At 64.1% G+C, this 12,854-nt stretch carries 13 protein-coding genes; 9 read left to right on the forward strand and 4 right to left on the reverse strand.

Annotated elements, in window-relative coordinates; all coding sequences use genetic code 11:
- Positions 1–200 precede the first annotated feature (200 nt).
- The 5 genes from WD006_RS16295 (at position 201) to WD006_RS16315 (ending at position 5,662) form a co-directional block, all read left to right on the forward strand.
- Positions 201–419 carry a hypothetical protein gene (locus WD006_RS16295; protein WP_017514643.1) on the forward strand — a complete coding sequence of 73 codons (219 nt, stop codon included), beginning with the start codon at positions 201–203 and terminating at the stop codon, positions 417–419.
- Between the two features lie 51 nt (positions 420–470).
- Positions 471–2,615, forward strand: coding sequence for a phosphocholine-specific phospholipase C (locus WD006_RS16300; RefSeq protein WP_011518681.1), 2,145 nt, complete (start codon positions 471–473; stop codon positions 2,613–2,615).
- Between the two features lie 282 nt (positions 2,616–2,897).
- Positions 2,898–3,812 carry a LysR substrate-binding domain-containing protein gene (locus WD006_RS16305; protein WP_029309411.1) on the forward strand — a complete coding sequence of 305 codons (915 nt, stop codon included), beginning with the start codon at positions 2,898–2,900 and terminating at the stop codon, positions 3,810–3,812.
- Between the two features lie 45 nt (positions 3,813–3,857).
- Positions 3,858–4,889 carry a M14 family zinc carboxypeptidase gene (locus WD006_RS16310; protein WP_029309410.1) on the forward strand — a complete coding sequence of 344 codons (1,032 nt, stop codon included), beginning with the start codon at positions 3,858–3,860 and terminating at the stop codon, positions 4,887–4,889.
- On the forward strand, positions 4,886–5,662 hold the full coding sequence (locus WD006_RS16315) for an alpha/beta fold hydrolase (RefSeq protein ID WP_011518678.1): 777 nt from the start codon (positions 4,886–4,888) through the stop codon (positions 5,660–5,662). Before WD006_RS16310 ends, WD006_RS16315 begins: the two co-directional genes overlap by 4 nt.
- A 46-nt stretch (positions 5,663–5,708) precedes the next feature.
- On the opposite strand, the gene WD006_RS16320 is transcribed toward WD006_RS16315, so the two are convergent.
- Both WD006_RS16320 and WD006_RS16325 read right to left on the reverse strand, forming a co-directional pair.
- Positions 5,709–6,308: a TetR/AcrR family transcriptional regulator gene (locus tag WD006_RS16320; RefSeq protein WP_029309409.1), complete on the reverse strand. Its 600-nt coding sequence runs from the start codon at positions 6,306–6,308 to the stop codon at positions 5,709–5,711.
- Positions 6,309–6,564: 256 nt separating this feature from the next.
- The gene (locus WD006_RS16325) at positions 6,565–7,062 is read right to left on the reverse strand and encodes a hypothetical protein (protein ID WP_011518676.1); all 498 of its coding nucleotides are present in this window, start codon (positions 7,060–7,062) and stop codon (positions 6,565–6,567) included.
- Between the two features lie 456 nt (positions 7,063–7,518).
- Here WD006_RS16325 and WD006_RS16330 point away from each other — a divergent pair, with 456 nt between their 5' ends.
- The gene (locus WD006_RS16330; protein ID WP_029309408.1) at positions 7,519–8,388 is read left to right on the forward strand and encodes an alpha/beta hydrolase; all 870 of its coding nucleotides are present in this window, start codon (positions 7,519–7,521) and stop codon (positions 8,386–8,388) included.
- 17 nt (positions 8,389–8,405) lie between these two features.
- Here the strand turns inward: WD006_RS16330 and WD006_RS16335 are convergent, their stop codons facing one another.
- Positions 8,406–9,479, reverse strand: a complete 1,074-nt coding sequence (locus WD006_RS16335) for a methyl-accepting chemotaxis protein (RefSeq protein ID WP_029309407.1) — start codon at positions 9,477–9,479, stop codon at positions 8,406–8,408.
- Positions 9,480–10,051: 572 nt separating this feature from the next.
- On the opposite strand from WD006_RS16335, the gene WD006_RS16340 reads away from it, so the two are divergent.
- The gene (locus WD006_RS16340) at positions 10,052–10,348 is read left to right on the forward strand and encodes a hypothetical protein (protein WP_011518671.1); all 297 of its coding nucleotides are present in this window, start codon (positions 10,052–10,054) and stop codon (positions 10,346–10,348) included.
- Positions 10,349–10,464: 116 nt separating this feature from the next.
- Positions 10,465–11,136 (forward strand): alpha/beta hydrolase, encoded by a 672-nt coding sequence (locus tag WD006_RS16345; RefSeq protein WP_029309405.1) that lies wholly within the window; start codon positions 10,465–10,467, stop codon positions 11,134–11,136.
- Positions 11,137–11,401: 265 nt separating this feature from the next.
- Here the strand turns inward: WD006_RS16345 and WD006_RS16350 are convergent, their stop codons facing one another.
- On the reverse strand, positions 11,402–11,782 hold the full coding sequence (locus tag WD006_RS16350; RefSeq protein ID WP_029309404.1) for a tautomerase family protein: 381 nt from the start codon (positions 11,780–11,782) through the stop codon (positions 11,402–11,404).
- A gap of 96 nt (positions 11,783–11,878) precedes the next feature.
- Between WD006_RS16350 and WD006_RS16355 the strand changes: the two genes are divergently transcribed.
- Positions 11,879–12,745, forward strand: a complete 867-nt coding sequence (locus WD006_RS16355; protein WP_011518667.1) for a LysR family transcriptional regulator — start codon at positions 11,879–11,881, stop codon at positions 12,743–12,745.
- Positions 12,746–12,854 lie beyond the last annotated feature (109 nt).

The following is a 12,854-nucleotide window of genomic DNA, read 5'->3' on the forward strand; positions in this document are numbered from 1 at the left end:
ATTCTGATGATTCAGATAATTTGACCGATTGCCCAACTGGTCCAAGGCACAAAAAAGGCCTATGCCGTCATCGGAATTCTTGGGCCCGATGTCACTGCGAGGACAACCTGGCTGCTTACGCTGCAAAGCGCATCGCGAGTCACGCGACGCGCCGCTGCAAGACAGCAGCGGCCGGCCATACCCCGCACGAGACACCGACCATGATCGACGCAATCCGCACCATCACCCGGGCCCGCACCCGCGGGTGCCTGGCGGCCCTGCTGCTGTGTGCGACCCTTGCCGCCTGTGGCGGCGATGGCGACGGCAGCACCGGAAACTCCGGCACCACGCCACCCACCGGTACCACGCCCCCCACCGGTACCACGCCCGGCGGCGATACTCCCGATTCCGCCAAGCCGCTCATGAAATGCGCGCCCTGAGCACCGATGGACGCCACCAACAACGACACGCTTGACCAGGGCAGAACCGCTATGAACTCCAGCAGCCGACGCAATTTCCTGAAGATGGCCGGCAGCAGTGCCGCCGCCACCGCCGCGCTTGCCGCATTCCCGCCGGCCATCCGCCGCGCGCTGGCCATTCCGGCCAACAACGCTACCAAATCGATCCGCGACGTCGAATACGTTGTGATCCTGACGCAGGAGAATCGCTCGTTCGATCACTACTTCGGCACCATGAACGGCGTGCGCGGCTTCAGCGACCGCTTCCCGATTCCACTGCCGGGCGGCCGCAACGCATTCCAACAGACCTACGCCAGCAACAACATCAACCGCGTGGTACTGCCGTATCACCTGGACCAGACCGCCGGCAACGCCCAGCGCGTGAGCGGCACGCCTCACAGCCAGCCCGACGCGCAGGCCGCGTGGGACCTCGGCCGGATGAGCGCGTGGCCCACCGCCAAGAAGACCCAGTCGATGGGCTACTACACCGAGCAGGAACTGGGCTTCCAGTACGCGCTGGCCAATGCCTTCACGCTGTGCGACGCCTACCACTGCGGCTTCCACGGTGGCACCAACACGAACCGGCTGTTCCAGTGGACCGGCACCAATGATCCGTTCGGCAAGAACGGCGGCCCGGTGATCGACAACAGCGGCGACTCGCTCGACGCCACGGGCGTCAACTACACCTGGACCACCTATCCGGAACGCCTGCAGGCCGCCGGCGTGACCTGGAAGGTCTACCAGAACATGCCGGACAACTTCACCGACAATCCGCTGGCTGGCTTCAAGCAGTACCGCGCGGCCAACGCGGCGCTGGGCAATGCCGCCAACGGCTCGCCGTACACGCCGTATACGCCGGCCAACGACACGGTGAACCCGCTCTTCAAGGGCATCGGCAACACCATGCCCGATGGCGGCTTCCTGCAGGCACTGCGCGATGACATCGCCGCCGGCACGCTGCCGCAGGTATCGTGGATCGTCGCACCTGCGACATACTCGGAACACCCGGGGCCGTCGAGCCCGGTGCAGGGCGCGTGGTACACGCAGCAGTTGCTCGACGCGCTGACGGCCAACCCCGCGATCTGGAGCCGCACGGTCCTGCTGATCAACTTCGACGAGAACGACGGCTTCTTCGACCACGTGCCGCCGCCGTGCGCCCCCGCACTCGACGCTACGGGCAACCCCGTCGGCTACACGACGATGGATGCATCGACCGAGTACTACAGCGTCGACAAGACGCCGTTTGGTCCCGGCCCGCGCGTGCCGATGTACGTTGTGTCGCCGTGGAGCCGAGGTGGCTGGGTCAACTCGCAGGCCTTCGATCACACCTCGATCCTGCGTTTCATCGAGCAGCGCTTCGGCGTGGCGGAAACCAACATCAGTGCCTACCGCCGCGCGATCATGGGCGATCTGATGTCGGCGTTCGACTTCATCAACCCGAACAGCAACACGGCCCTGGCCTTCACGCCGTTGCAGAAGACGGACGCCGACACGCTGCGCGCCGCGCAGGATGCCAAGGCGCAGATTCCTGCGCCGACGGTTGCCGCCCAGTCGATGCCCACCCAGAAGAACGGCACACGCCCGTCGCGCGCGCTGCCCTACACGCTGCATACCAGCGGCTTCGAGGACCCGTCCACGAACACGGTCTGGCTGCGTTTCAAGAACGACGGCACCCAGGCCGCGGTATTCCACGTGTACGACCGCCTGCATCTGGGCGATGTGCCGCGCCGCTATGCGATCGAGGCGGGCAAGTCCTACGACGCGAAGCTCGACGTGAGCCGCGACAGTGGCCGCTACGACCTCTGGGTGCTTGGCCCGAATGGCTATCACCGCGCGTTCGTCGGCGATATCAGCGCGCAGAAGGCTGCCGGCGGCGGTGCCGCGCCCGAGATCCGTGTGTGCTACGACGAGGCCAACGCCCAGGTCTGGCTCACGCTGATCAACCGCGGCAGCGCGACGTGCACGTTCACGGTCAAGCCGAACGCCTATCGGAACGACGGCCCCTGGACGTTCGAGGTCCCGGCCGGCAAGGAGGTCGACCAGCACTGGCCCGTGGGGTCGCAAGGCAACTGGTACGACTTCACGGTCACCACACAGCAGGGTGGTTTCATGCGCCGCTTCGCCGGCCGGCTGGAGAACGGCACGCATACGGTCTCCGACCCGGCCATGGGCGCCTGACAACGGCTCACCGCAGCTGGTCCGGCAGCCTCGCAGTTGCCGGGCCGGTGAGCCGCCCGGCCAGATAGTCGCTCATCCGGGGATGCCCACTGCATCCCCGGGCCCGATTCCATGTTGAAGTAACGATGCCCCTCGGCGTCGGCGCTGTCATCACCTCCCTCGCGCCGTGAAGCAGCATGATGGCCAGCCCCCCGGCACCGGATTGGCTACGCACAAGCCTTCGTCACGCTGTCATATTTCCGCCTTATAGTCGGCAGCTCTCCCGTTTCCGTTTGGAACCCCATGCTTGGCGATCTGCTGATGACCTTCTACGAGGTGGCGCGACAAGGCAGCATCACCACCGCCGCTCGCCAGTTGCGAGTCAGCCAGCCCACGGTCACCGGGCGCATCCGCCAGCTCGAGGAGCTCTACGGCGTGGAGTTGTTTCATCGGCGGGCCAGCCGCGTGGACCTGAGCGATACCGGCGTCGCGCTGATGCCGCTGGCCGAACAGATCGTGCAGCAGGAGAGCAATGCCGACTTCCTGCTGCGCAATGCCGGAAATCTCCGTATGGGCAACCTGCGGATCGGCGCAACCGGCCCCTATTACATCCTGCGCAGCGTGGCGGCGTTCCGGCAGCGCTATCCGGCCATCGGCGTCAGCATCCAGATCGGCAACTCCCGGCAAATGCTCGATGCGCTTTTCGAGTACCGCATCGATGCCGCCGTGTCGTCGCATGCGGTCAATGACGATCGCCTGCACCGAATCAGGCTGGCAGCGGACCCGATGGTGCTGGTAACGCATCCCGCGCACCCGTTCGCACGCCGGCCGCGCGTTGAAGTTTCCGAACTCGCCGCCTGTCACCTGCTCGTGCGCGAACAGGGCTCGATGACGCGAGAGGCCACGGAAAGCGCGCTCCGTGCCGTCGGAGAGGAACTGCCGGCGCACACTGTGATCGGTAGCCGCGAGGCCATCTGCGAGGCCATCCGCCACAACCTCGGCGCAAGCGTGATGCCGATGGGTGAAGTGCCACGCGACCCGGCCTTGACGGTGGTGCCGTTCGCCAGCCGCGCACCGGTGATCCACGAATACCTGTACTGCCTCAACAGCCGGCGCGAGACAAGGCTGCTCAGCGCGCTGCTGGACAGACTGGTACTGCCTGGCGCCGCCTCCGGCCGCCATTGCGAAGTGCCGCCGCCAGCGCCTATATTGAACTGATCCGCCCGTCTTCCAAGCGCCCTCCGCCCCAAACGCCTCCCATCGATGACCGACACGGGCCGCTCCAGCTTTCCCGAGTACGACCAGCTACTCGCGCTGCTGGAACTCGGCGCGCCATGGTTTCGTTCGAAAATCGCCTGCGATGTGACCGTGCAAGGCCACTCGTTTGCCGTGCACGTGGCCAGCCTGGGCACCGACGCACCAGACGCCCCGGCCATCGGCATCTTCGGCGGCATTCACGGTCTGGAACGCATCGGCACGCAGCTTGTGCTCGATTACATGCGCTCATTGCTGTGTCGTCTTGCCTGGGACGACCTGCTGCATCGCCAGTTGCAGACGGTGCGGCTGATCTTCATGCCGATCGTCAATCCAGGTGGGATGTATGCGGCAACGCGCGCCAATCCGAATGGTGTCGATCTGATGCGTAACGCGCCGCAGGATGCCGATGCCGCCGTGCCGTTCCTGGCCGGTGGGCAGCGTATCGGCGCCTGGCTACCGTGGTATCGCGGCCGCGCGGGCGCGCCAATGGAAGCGGAAAGCCGCGCGATGCTTCACGTGGTAGAAACCGAACTACTGCCGCGCCCGCTGAGCTTCGCCGTCGATTGTCATTCGGGCTACGGCTGGCGCGACAGCATCTGGTTCCCGTACGCGCGCACGCACGCACCAATGTCCCACTTCCCCGAGATGTACCTGCTCAAGACCATGTTCGAACAGGCCCATCCGCATCACGGCTACGCATTCGAGCCGCAGAGCCACCAATACCTGCTGCACGGCGATCTGTGGGACTTCGCGTATGACCGCGCGCCGCCGCAGAACCTGTTCCTGCCGATGACGCTCGAACTGGGTTCGTGGCTGTGGATCAAGAAGAATCCGCGTCAGATTTTCTCTCGCGCCGGCATTTTTAATCCCATCAAGGCACACCGCACTGCACGGGTCCTGCGCCGGCATGTCAGCCTGTTCGACTTTCTCGGCCGGGTAGCCGTGGCGCCCGACCGCTGGCTGCCGAACGGAGCGCAGCGGGATCACCTGCTGGGGCAGGCGCGCGCGCACTGGCAATATGGGCCGCCCATGCCATGAGCGCCTGGATCTTCCTGCGCGGCCTGACCCGTGAATCACGCCATTGGGGCAACCTGCCGGCGTTATGGACATCGCGTGGGCTTGGGCAGCCGCTGCTGATCGACCTGCCCGGCAACGGCACGGCGCACGACGCCACGGTGCCGGCCAGCGTCGACGGCATGATGGAAGCGGTTCGGGCTGCGGCGCGTGCATCGGGCGTGCCAGGACCATGGCGCGTGCTGGCGATGTCGCTCGGAGCGATGGTGGCAACCCGATGGGTTCAGGCGTGGCCCGACGACGTGGCGGGGCTGGTGCTGATCAATACGAGCATGAGGCCCTTCAGCGCGATAACGGAGCGCCTGCAGCCGCTGAACTGGCCGGCGCTGCTCGGCATGGCGAACCATTGGCAGGATCGCGTCCGCTGCGAACGGACCGTGCACCGACTGACCTGCGAGCGGCTCGATACGCGCGACGCCGACATCGCCGGCTGGGTCGAGATCGCACAAAGCGCGCCGGTCTCGCGCAAGGCGGCATGGCTGCAGTTGCTGGCCGCCGCACGATTTCGCGCCATGACCGCCGCGCCGGCATGTCCAACGCTGATCCTCTCATCCGATGCCGACCGGCTGGTCAACCCGGCCTGCTCGGCGCACCTGGCGGCAGCGTGGCGCTCGGATGGCGTCAGCCTTATCCGTCATCCATGGGCAGGACACGACCTGCCGCACGACGATCCACGCTGGCTGTGCGACACAGTGGCCGCCTGGAAGCAGGACAAAAAAATACCGCCGGACGGCTGATGCCCTCCGGCGGATGATGTGTCCTGCAGATAGTTCGGTACGCGACTCAGGCGTGCGCTTCGAGCAGCGCCGCGGCGCGCTTGTTGCACAGCGCGCCAAGCAGCGTTTCGGCCGCCGATTCCAGACGGTCCTGCGTGCCGAACAGGCGCGCCGCAATCAGACCGCTCTGCAGCGCCCCGTAGATCACCTGCGCCAGCATGGCGGGCGGCACCGGGTACGGCGTGTCACGCTCTTTCTGGCCGCGCTCGAGCAGCTTCGCCAGCCAGTTTTCGTTGACGTGATAGAAGTCCTTGAGCACCGAGTGCACCGACTCCGGCAGGCTCAGGATCTCGGTCGACACCATCCCGGCCAGACAAATCTGGTTCGACCCGCAGGTCTGGCGCAACGGCTCCAGGTACTGACGCGCCTGGTCCAGCACGGGCAGGTCGGCGCTGATGCCAGCAAGCCGCTCGCTAATCCGCCGGCTGTACTCCTTGACCGCTTCCAGGATCAGATCGTCCTTCGACGGGAAGTAGTAATGAATGCTGGAGGTCTTGACGCCCACCAGCTCGGCCAGGTCGCGATAGCTAAAGCCGTTGCATCCGCGTTGGCGGATCAGGATCAGCGTGTGTTCGAGCAGTTGCTCGCGGACAGGTTGCGTTTTCATGGTCGCCACTTTATCTACACGAAGATAGATACACAACCGGGATTTTCCCGGAGCCAACCAGCGGCCATTCAGGCCGGGAACCCGCGACGGAGGTGGCGATTGCGAAGCCACGCCACTTTCCGGCCGCCGGGAATCCGGGCGTTCGGCCCGGACGATTTCATCTTAGCGTGCGTATCGCACCATGAAAGCCCGGCGCCCTATCGAGGGCGCCGGGCTTCAGCCGACAACCACCCGGTCGGGGCGGCCATGGCGCTGGTCAGGCAAGCGCGCCGTCGGTGTAGACGTCCGGGGTCCGGGCACCGTCGAAGTACGGGTTACGTGCTTCATTGCCACGGGCGCCGTCCAGATACGGATCGACCTTGCGAGCCGGGCTGGCGGAAACACCACTGCGATCAAGGCCGGCTACGAAACGCGCACCATCCAGGTACGGGTCAATGGTGCGTTCTACCAGGCCATCACGGTTGCTGATGCTGGCCGTCAGGCCGTCCCGGTTGCTGATACGGGCGCCATCCGTGAAAGCGTCACGGTTGCCGATATGCGCGCCTTCGGTAAAGCCATCGCGATTGCTGATGCGAGCGCCTTCGCTGAAGCTATCGAACTTGCCTTGGCGGGCGCCATCGGTGAAGGCGCTGCGCTGGTCGTTCACACGATACGTATAACCGTAGACCTCGCCATGCGAGGTGGAGGCTTGGGCGGCGCCCGTCACGAATGCGGCGGCAAGGGCGGCGGCGGTCAGGATGGTCTTGGCGTTCATGATGCTCTCCTTCTTCAAGGGGCCGGGCAATCCGGTTCAGGTTGTGGATTGCGGGGCCGAAGTCTGTGCTGCAAATTCGCGGCGCTCTTCTTCGTCTTCTTTGCTGAATGTTATCTACTACTAGATAGACTCAAAGACTTAAAAAAAGAACCGTTTCCGGTACTGCGTCACTGTCTGGTGTTGCTTGGATTGCCCGCTGCGCTGGTTGTTTGCGCTGCAACGTGTTCGTCCATGCCGTGAATACTATCTACCTATAGATAGATACGCAAGCAGAAACTTGGGACGCCACTCAAAAACTTTTCTATTGCCCCGATCGAAATCATCAATCACGAAGATAAGTAATTGATTTTACGAGATAAAGTTGAGGAAAATCCTCTTCTGAAGCCTGCCGATACTTTCCCGACGGGCCTTGCAGGTGATAGGGTTACTCACCCCTGCCGACAGTCGAGCATCGCAATGCCGCCCCCAAAAGCGACCCCCGCCCCCAATTCGTACCGGCGTTGGCTGGTTGGCGCCGCAGGGCTGGCTGGTGTGGCGCTGCTGGCCGGCGTCGGACGGCTAATACTGTTCCGCGCAATCGAACGGGAAGCGTTCGTTCCGGCCCCGGGCGGCACGGCAAGGCCAGACGATTTCGGCGTTGCATCGCGCCAGTTTGCATTCGCAAGCGGCAACCGCATGTTGCGTGGCTCATACGTCGCGGCCTCGCCCGACGCGCCCGCACTGTCCGTATTTCATGGTGACGAGGAATGCCTGGCCGACTGGGCACCCGTCCAGGCGCTATTGCACGCCGCAGGCATCAGTTCCTTCGTCTTCGATTACAGCGGCTATGGCGCCAGCACGGGCCGGCCTTCCGTTCGCCACCTGCACCAGGACGCCCTGGCTGCCTATGCCCAGTTCCGCGCAGTTACACCAAAGGCGTCGCGGCACTATGTCATGGCGCACTCGCTCGGTAGCGGCGTATTGCTGGATGTTGTGGGCGATCTGGCGCCGGCACCCGATGGCATGGTCATCGGCGCCGGATTCCGCTCTGCGCGTGCCGCCGCAGTCGTCACTGGCCGGGTGCCGCGCTGGCTCGCCTGGATGTTGCCGGACCCATGGAATAACATCCGGCAAATCCGGAATCTGACCATGCCCATCCTGCTGCTGCACAGCAAGCGGGATGAGACGATCCCGTTCCGGGATGCCGAATGCCTGGCCCGGGCCGCGCACGGGCCCCGGCGGCTGGAAGCCTTCGAGGACCTTCCGCATGACGCGGCGATCGAGCCCTCCTACATGACCCGTTTCTGGGCGCCAGTGATCGCCTACCTGAAGAGCGGGAAGCTCTGACGGCGATAAGCGACAGGCTACAGCTTGAACTCGCCCACAACTTTCTGAAGCTCCTGCGCCTGCTCGGCCAGCGCCGACGAAGCCGCAGCCGCCTGTTCGACCAATGCGGCGTTCTGCTGCGTCACATCGTCCATCTGGGTCACCGCTACGTTCACCTGCTCGATGCCGTCGCTCTGGTGCTCGGAAGCCGTCGCGATCTCGCCAAGGATCTGCGTCACGCGACGCACCGCCTGGACAATTTCCTCCATGGTCTGCCCGGCCTGGCCGACCAGCGCCGAACCGCTTTCCACCTGACGCGCCGAGTCGTTGATCAGCACGTTGATCTCCTTGGCAGCCGCAGCACTGCGCTGGGCCAGCGTACGCACCTCGCCGGCCACCACGGCGAAACCGCGACCCTGCTCGCCCGCGCGCGCCGCTTCCACGGCGGCATTCAGGGCCAGGATATTGGTCTGGAATGCAATGCCCTCGATGACGGCGATGATGTCAGTCACCTTGCGCGAACTGACGCTGATGGCATCCATCGTTTCCACGACATTGCCGACGATCGCGCCACCGCGCTCGGCGATGCCGGACGCCGAAGCCGCAAGCCCGTTGGCGGTGCGCGCGCGTTCGGTGTTCTGCCGGACCATCGCAGTCAGTTCGCCCATGCTCGACGCGGTTTCCTGCAGCGTGGCCGCCTGCTCCTCGGTCCGCTGCGACAGATCGGTGTTGCCCACGGCGATTTGCTGCGATGCCGAAGAAATCGAATCGCTGGCGGACTTGATGCGCGTAACCAGGTCGGTCAGCATGTCTTCCATCTCTCCCAGGCCGCCGAGCAGACGACCGAAATCGCCACCGCGCTCGGTTTCGAAATCCTTGCTCAGATCGCCGGCAGCCACCGTCTCCGCGATGAATTCGGCCTCCTTGAGCGGCGCCTCGATCGCACTGGCCAGACGGGCCCAGCACACTACGCTGAACACCGCCACAGCCGTGCCCAGCCCATAGAGCCAGCCTCGCGTGCCCTCATCGGTGATCTGGCCCAACGCCAGCGTCATCATGACGGCCACCAGCACCACCACCACCCCAAATGCCGCGCCCAGCCGGATGCGCATGCTCAAGTTATCCCACGCCATCTTTATCCGCTCCTCTTTCGTGCCCCGCGTTGTCCGGGGCTATCGATGGACTAACGGAGCCAGCCAAGCAACCTTTACCCCTCCGAAAGAGTGGGACGCGAAAAGACAAAACCGGGACAGAAACAATCGGGCGTGGCATTCGCGCCACCATTTGGTCATCGGCGCGTCATGCCGTTGTCATGCGGGAGAAATGCCTGCAGTTGACCGATGTTGCGTGCGGCAGACGGAGTGTCGTTTTTTTGCCGATGGCAGGATTCGACGGCGCGGATCGCGTCAGAGGCCGGCAGTGGCAACTCCGCCACAATCGGCGGGATCGCCCGGCCCAGTGCCCCAGAAACGGCAAGGCCGGGACGCGCAGCACGCGGCATCCCGGCCAATGGGCAAACAATCTACTCCTGCGTGCGGCGTACCGCAATCATTCTTGTGGGCGACCCCACATGAACCATGGTGACCCATCGTGTACCTTGCGCCGGATCGTCTATATTTGACCGCAATGGCGCTCACATCCGATCACGACTCACCGCCGTAGACAGCCCCTGGAGGTAAATGCCATGCGTTCGCTTGCAAACTTGTTCAGTCCACCGACGCCCGAAAAAATCGCCGAGAAGGAACTGCAAGACATGAGGCTGACGCTTTTCCAGGCAGAACGCCGCCTGCTGGAAGCGCAGATGCAAGTCGACTACTACCGGAACATGATCGCTTTCCTGGAAGAAGTGGGAACGAGCGGCGTGGAAGGTGTGGCCGATCGGCGCTATGCGATCACCCATGCCGGCACGGACGCCACCGCAACACCCGCACGTGCCGCACCGGGCCTGACCACGGTGCCGATCGTGCCCTCTGCCGCCTGACGCCGCCTGACGCCGCCTGACGCCGCGCTGGCGTGGCAACACCCGCATGGGCTCGTTCGGGCCTGTGCGATACTGGCCGCCTTCCCTAGCTTCGTGCTGTTGCACTGGAACCGGCCATGAGCGAACCGCTGCCCGCCATCGAAATTGAAACCGCGCCGAACCCGGCGTTCTCCGTGATCTGGATGCACGGGCTGGGCGCCGATGGCAGCGACTTCGTTCCAGTCGTCCCGGAACTCGGATTGCCCGAAACCCTCGCCGTCCGGTTCATCTTCCCGAACGCCCCGGCGATACCCGTGACCTGCAACGGCGGCTACGTCATGCCGGCCTGGTATGACATCTACTCGCTCGATGAAGCGGGCCGCCGTGCCGACGAACAAGGCATCCTGCAATCCCGCGATGCCATCCGCACGCTGATCGCACGCGAAAACGCGCGCGGCGTGCCAACCAATCGCATCGTCCTGGCAGGGTTCTCGCAAGGTGGCGCGATCGCGTACACCACGGCCCTGACCCATCCCGAAACGCTCGCCGGGGTAATTGCGCTATCGACGTATATCCCCTCGACCGACCTGATCGCATCCGAGGTTGCACCGGCCAACGCCGCCACGCCAATCCTTGCCGCCCACGGCACCGAGGACGATGTCGTGCCGCTGATGCTCGGCACCCGCGCGCGCGACTGGGTGGCCGCCGCTGGCCATCCGGTCACATGGCTGACCTACCGGATGCCGCATTCGGTCTGCATCGAGGAAATTGTCGATATCGGCCAGTGGTTGCAGGAGCGCTTTGTGTGAGTGCCGCGACGATTGCCGCGCTAACATGGCGGCCGTCCGATCCAATCTGCGGTCCGAGGTACGTCCGTCGTTCCTGATAAGGGAACCCCTGCGGTGCTTCGTGCGGGCCTGCGACGTTTGAGGTTCGCAGGCAATCAGAAGGCTGAGGGTCTCAGACCGACCCTCAGCGGTCAACGAACTTCCTCGACAACGGGCATTCACGCATATTTTGCGTCGCGCGTCGCGAAGCAGCCCGAAAACTACGACTGCGTTGAACCGAACCGACTCAGGCGTATTGCGCGAGGCCGTTACCGAGGGACCAGTTCTCCTTTGCGACCTCGACAAGGCTCACAAACACGTCCTCGGGCCGGATGCCAGCGCTCTCACTGAGCAACTCCGCGATCCGGCGGAACAACAGCTTCTTCTGTTCCACCGTGCGGGTATTGTTTGCGGTGATCTGGATGAACACGAGATCGTCGCTTCGAGCGACACCAAGATAAGACGCGCCGTAGCGGAAGTTCGCCGCGTCATGCTCCGTGGCGGTCATGAACTGGTCGTCCTCGGGAACCTCGAACGTTTCGTGCATCGCGCGATAGAGGCTATCGAAGATAGCTTGACGGTAGGCTTCCGGCTTTCCGGCGCGCAGTGAGACGTGAACGAGTGGCATGGTTGAGTCCTTTCCGTTGTGGCCTGACTGAACATTAAGAGCCATCTGCTATATTGAAAAGCCATGATGACCCAATATCAGTAATAACAATTGGAAATGAAAAGGCACCCGCTCGACTTGGATGCCGTCCAGGCTTTCGTGCGCATTGCGGACCTTGGCAGCTTTACGCGCGCGGCTGAAGCCATGCGGACGACGCAGGCCGCTGTCAGCTTGAAGCTGCAACGGCTCGAACAGAGGCTCGATTGTCGGCTGGTCGAGCGGACCCCCAGGTATGTGGCGCTGTCGGCGCAGGGCGTAGCCTTCCTTGAACACGCCCGCGAACTCCTGGAGGTACACGAACGCGCGCTCGCCGGAATGACAGGGAGACGGCAACGTCTTGTCATCGGTATCAGTGACCACGTTGCGGGACCGGAACTCCCCGCGCTGATCGCGCGCATGAACGCACAAAACCCCCAACTGTTGATCGAGATCCGGATTGGCTCGTCTGGCGACCTGCTGCAAAGCTTCGACCGGCGGGAACTCGATACGGTGATCGTCCGCTTACACGTTGGTCGAAGCGACGGCGAATTTCTGACCGACGAGAAGTTCGGCTGGTTTGCGGCGCCGAGCTGGAAGCATCGCGCCGGCGATCCGCTGCCGCTTGCCACACTGGCCGAACCTTGTGGCGTGCGTGCGATGGCCGGCCAGTTTCTCGATGCGGCCGGAGTGCCCTGGACAGAAGTTTTCGTTGGCGGCGGCGTTGCAGCAGTCGCTGCAGCCGTCGTGGCCGGGCTTGGCGTGGCGGCATTGGCTCCACGCATGCTGCCATGGGGCGCAGTTGACGTAGGCTCCAAGCTCGGGCTTCCTGACTTGCCACGCTTGCCAGTTCTGCTTCACTCGCGAGTCAGCGACAGCCGTTCGCGCGAGGCGCTTGCCGCGCTTGCCGCCGCCTTCAAGAGTGCTGTGCGGGGTAGAAACAACTAGTCGGTCACACACTGGAATGGCTGCCAGCGGTATTGGTTTGCCAATTGGCAACGACCTAGGTGGCTGTCTCGAACGTCTCAAACTGGCAGACCTCGGCCGACTGACCAGC

It is taken from the genome of Cupriavidus sp. Met-2 (assembly GCF_049843575.1).
In the GTDB taxonomy this organism is placed as follows: Bacteria; Pseudomonadota; Gammaproteobacteria; order Burkholderiales; family Burkholderiaceae; genus Cupriavidus; species Cupriavidus metallidurans.

Bases quoted from the DNA above. Each gene is read 5' to 3' on its own strand.
- WD006_RS16295 (WP_017514643.1), top strand. From the start codon at position 201: ATGATCGACGCAATCCGCACCATCACCCGGGCCCGCACCCGCGGGTGC.
- WD006_RS16300 (WP_011518681.1), top strand. From the start codon at position 471: ATGAACTCCAGCAGCCGACGCAATTTCCTGAAGATGGCCGGCAGCAGT.
- WD006_RS16305 (WP_029309411.1), top strand. From the start codon at position 2,898: ATGCTTGGCGATCTGCTGATGACCTTCTACGAGGTGGCGCGACAAGGC.
- WD006_RS16310 (WP_029309410.1), top strand. From the start codon at position 3,858: ATGACCGACACGGGCCGCTCCAGCTTTCCCGAGTACGACCAGCTACTC.
- WD006_RS16315 (WP_011518678.1), top strand. From the start codon at position 4,886: ATGAGCGCCTGGATCTTCCTGCGCGGCCTGACCCGTGAATCACGCCAT.
- WD006_RS16320 (WP_029309409.1), bottom strand. From the start codon at position 6,308: ATGAAAACGCAACCTGTCCGCGAGCAACTGCTCGAACACACGCTGATC.
- WD006_RS16325 (WP_011518676.1), bottom strand. From the start codon at position 7,062: ATGAACGCCAAGACCATCCTGACCGCCGCCGCCCTTGCCGCCGCATTC.
- WD006_RS16330 (WP_029309408.1), top strand. From the start codon at position 7,519: ATGCCGCCCCCAAAAGCGACCCCCGCCCCCAATTCGTACCGGCGTTGG.
- WD006_RS16335 (WP_029309407.1), bottom strand. From the start codon at position 9,479: ATGCGCATCCGGCTGGGCGCGGCATTTGGGGTGGTGGTGGTGCTGGTG.
- WD006_RS16340 (WP_011518671.1), top strand. From the start codon at position 10,052: ATGCGTTCGCTTGCAAACTTGTTCAGTCCACCGACGCCCGAAAAAATC.
- WD006_RS16345 (WP_029309405.1), top strand. From the start codon at position 10,465: ATGAGCGAACCGCTGCCCGCCATCGAAATTGAAACCGCGCCGAACCCG.
- WD006_RS16350 (WP_029309404.1), bottom strand. From the start codon at position 11,782: ATGCCACTCGTTCACGTCTCACTGCGCGCCGGAAAGCCGGAAGCCTAC.
- WD006_RS16355 (WP_011518667.1), top strand. From the start codon at position 11,879: ATGAAAAGGCACCCGCTCGACTTGGATGCCGTCCAGGCTTTCGTGCGC.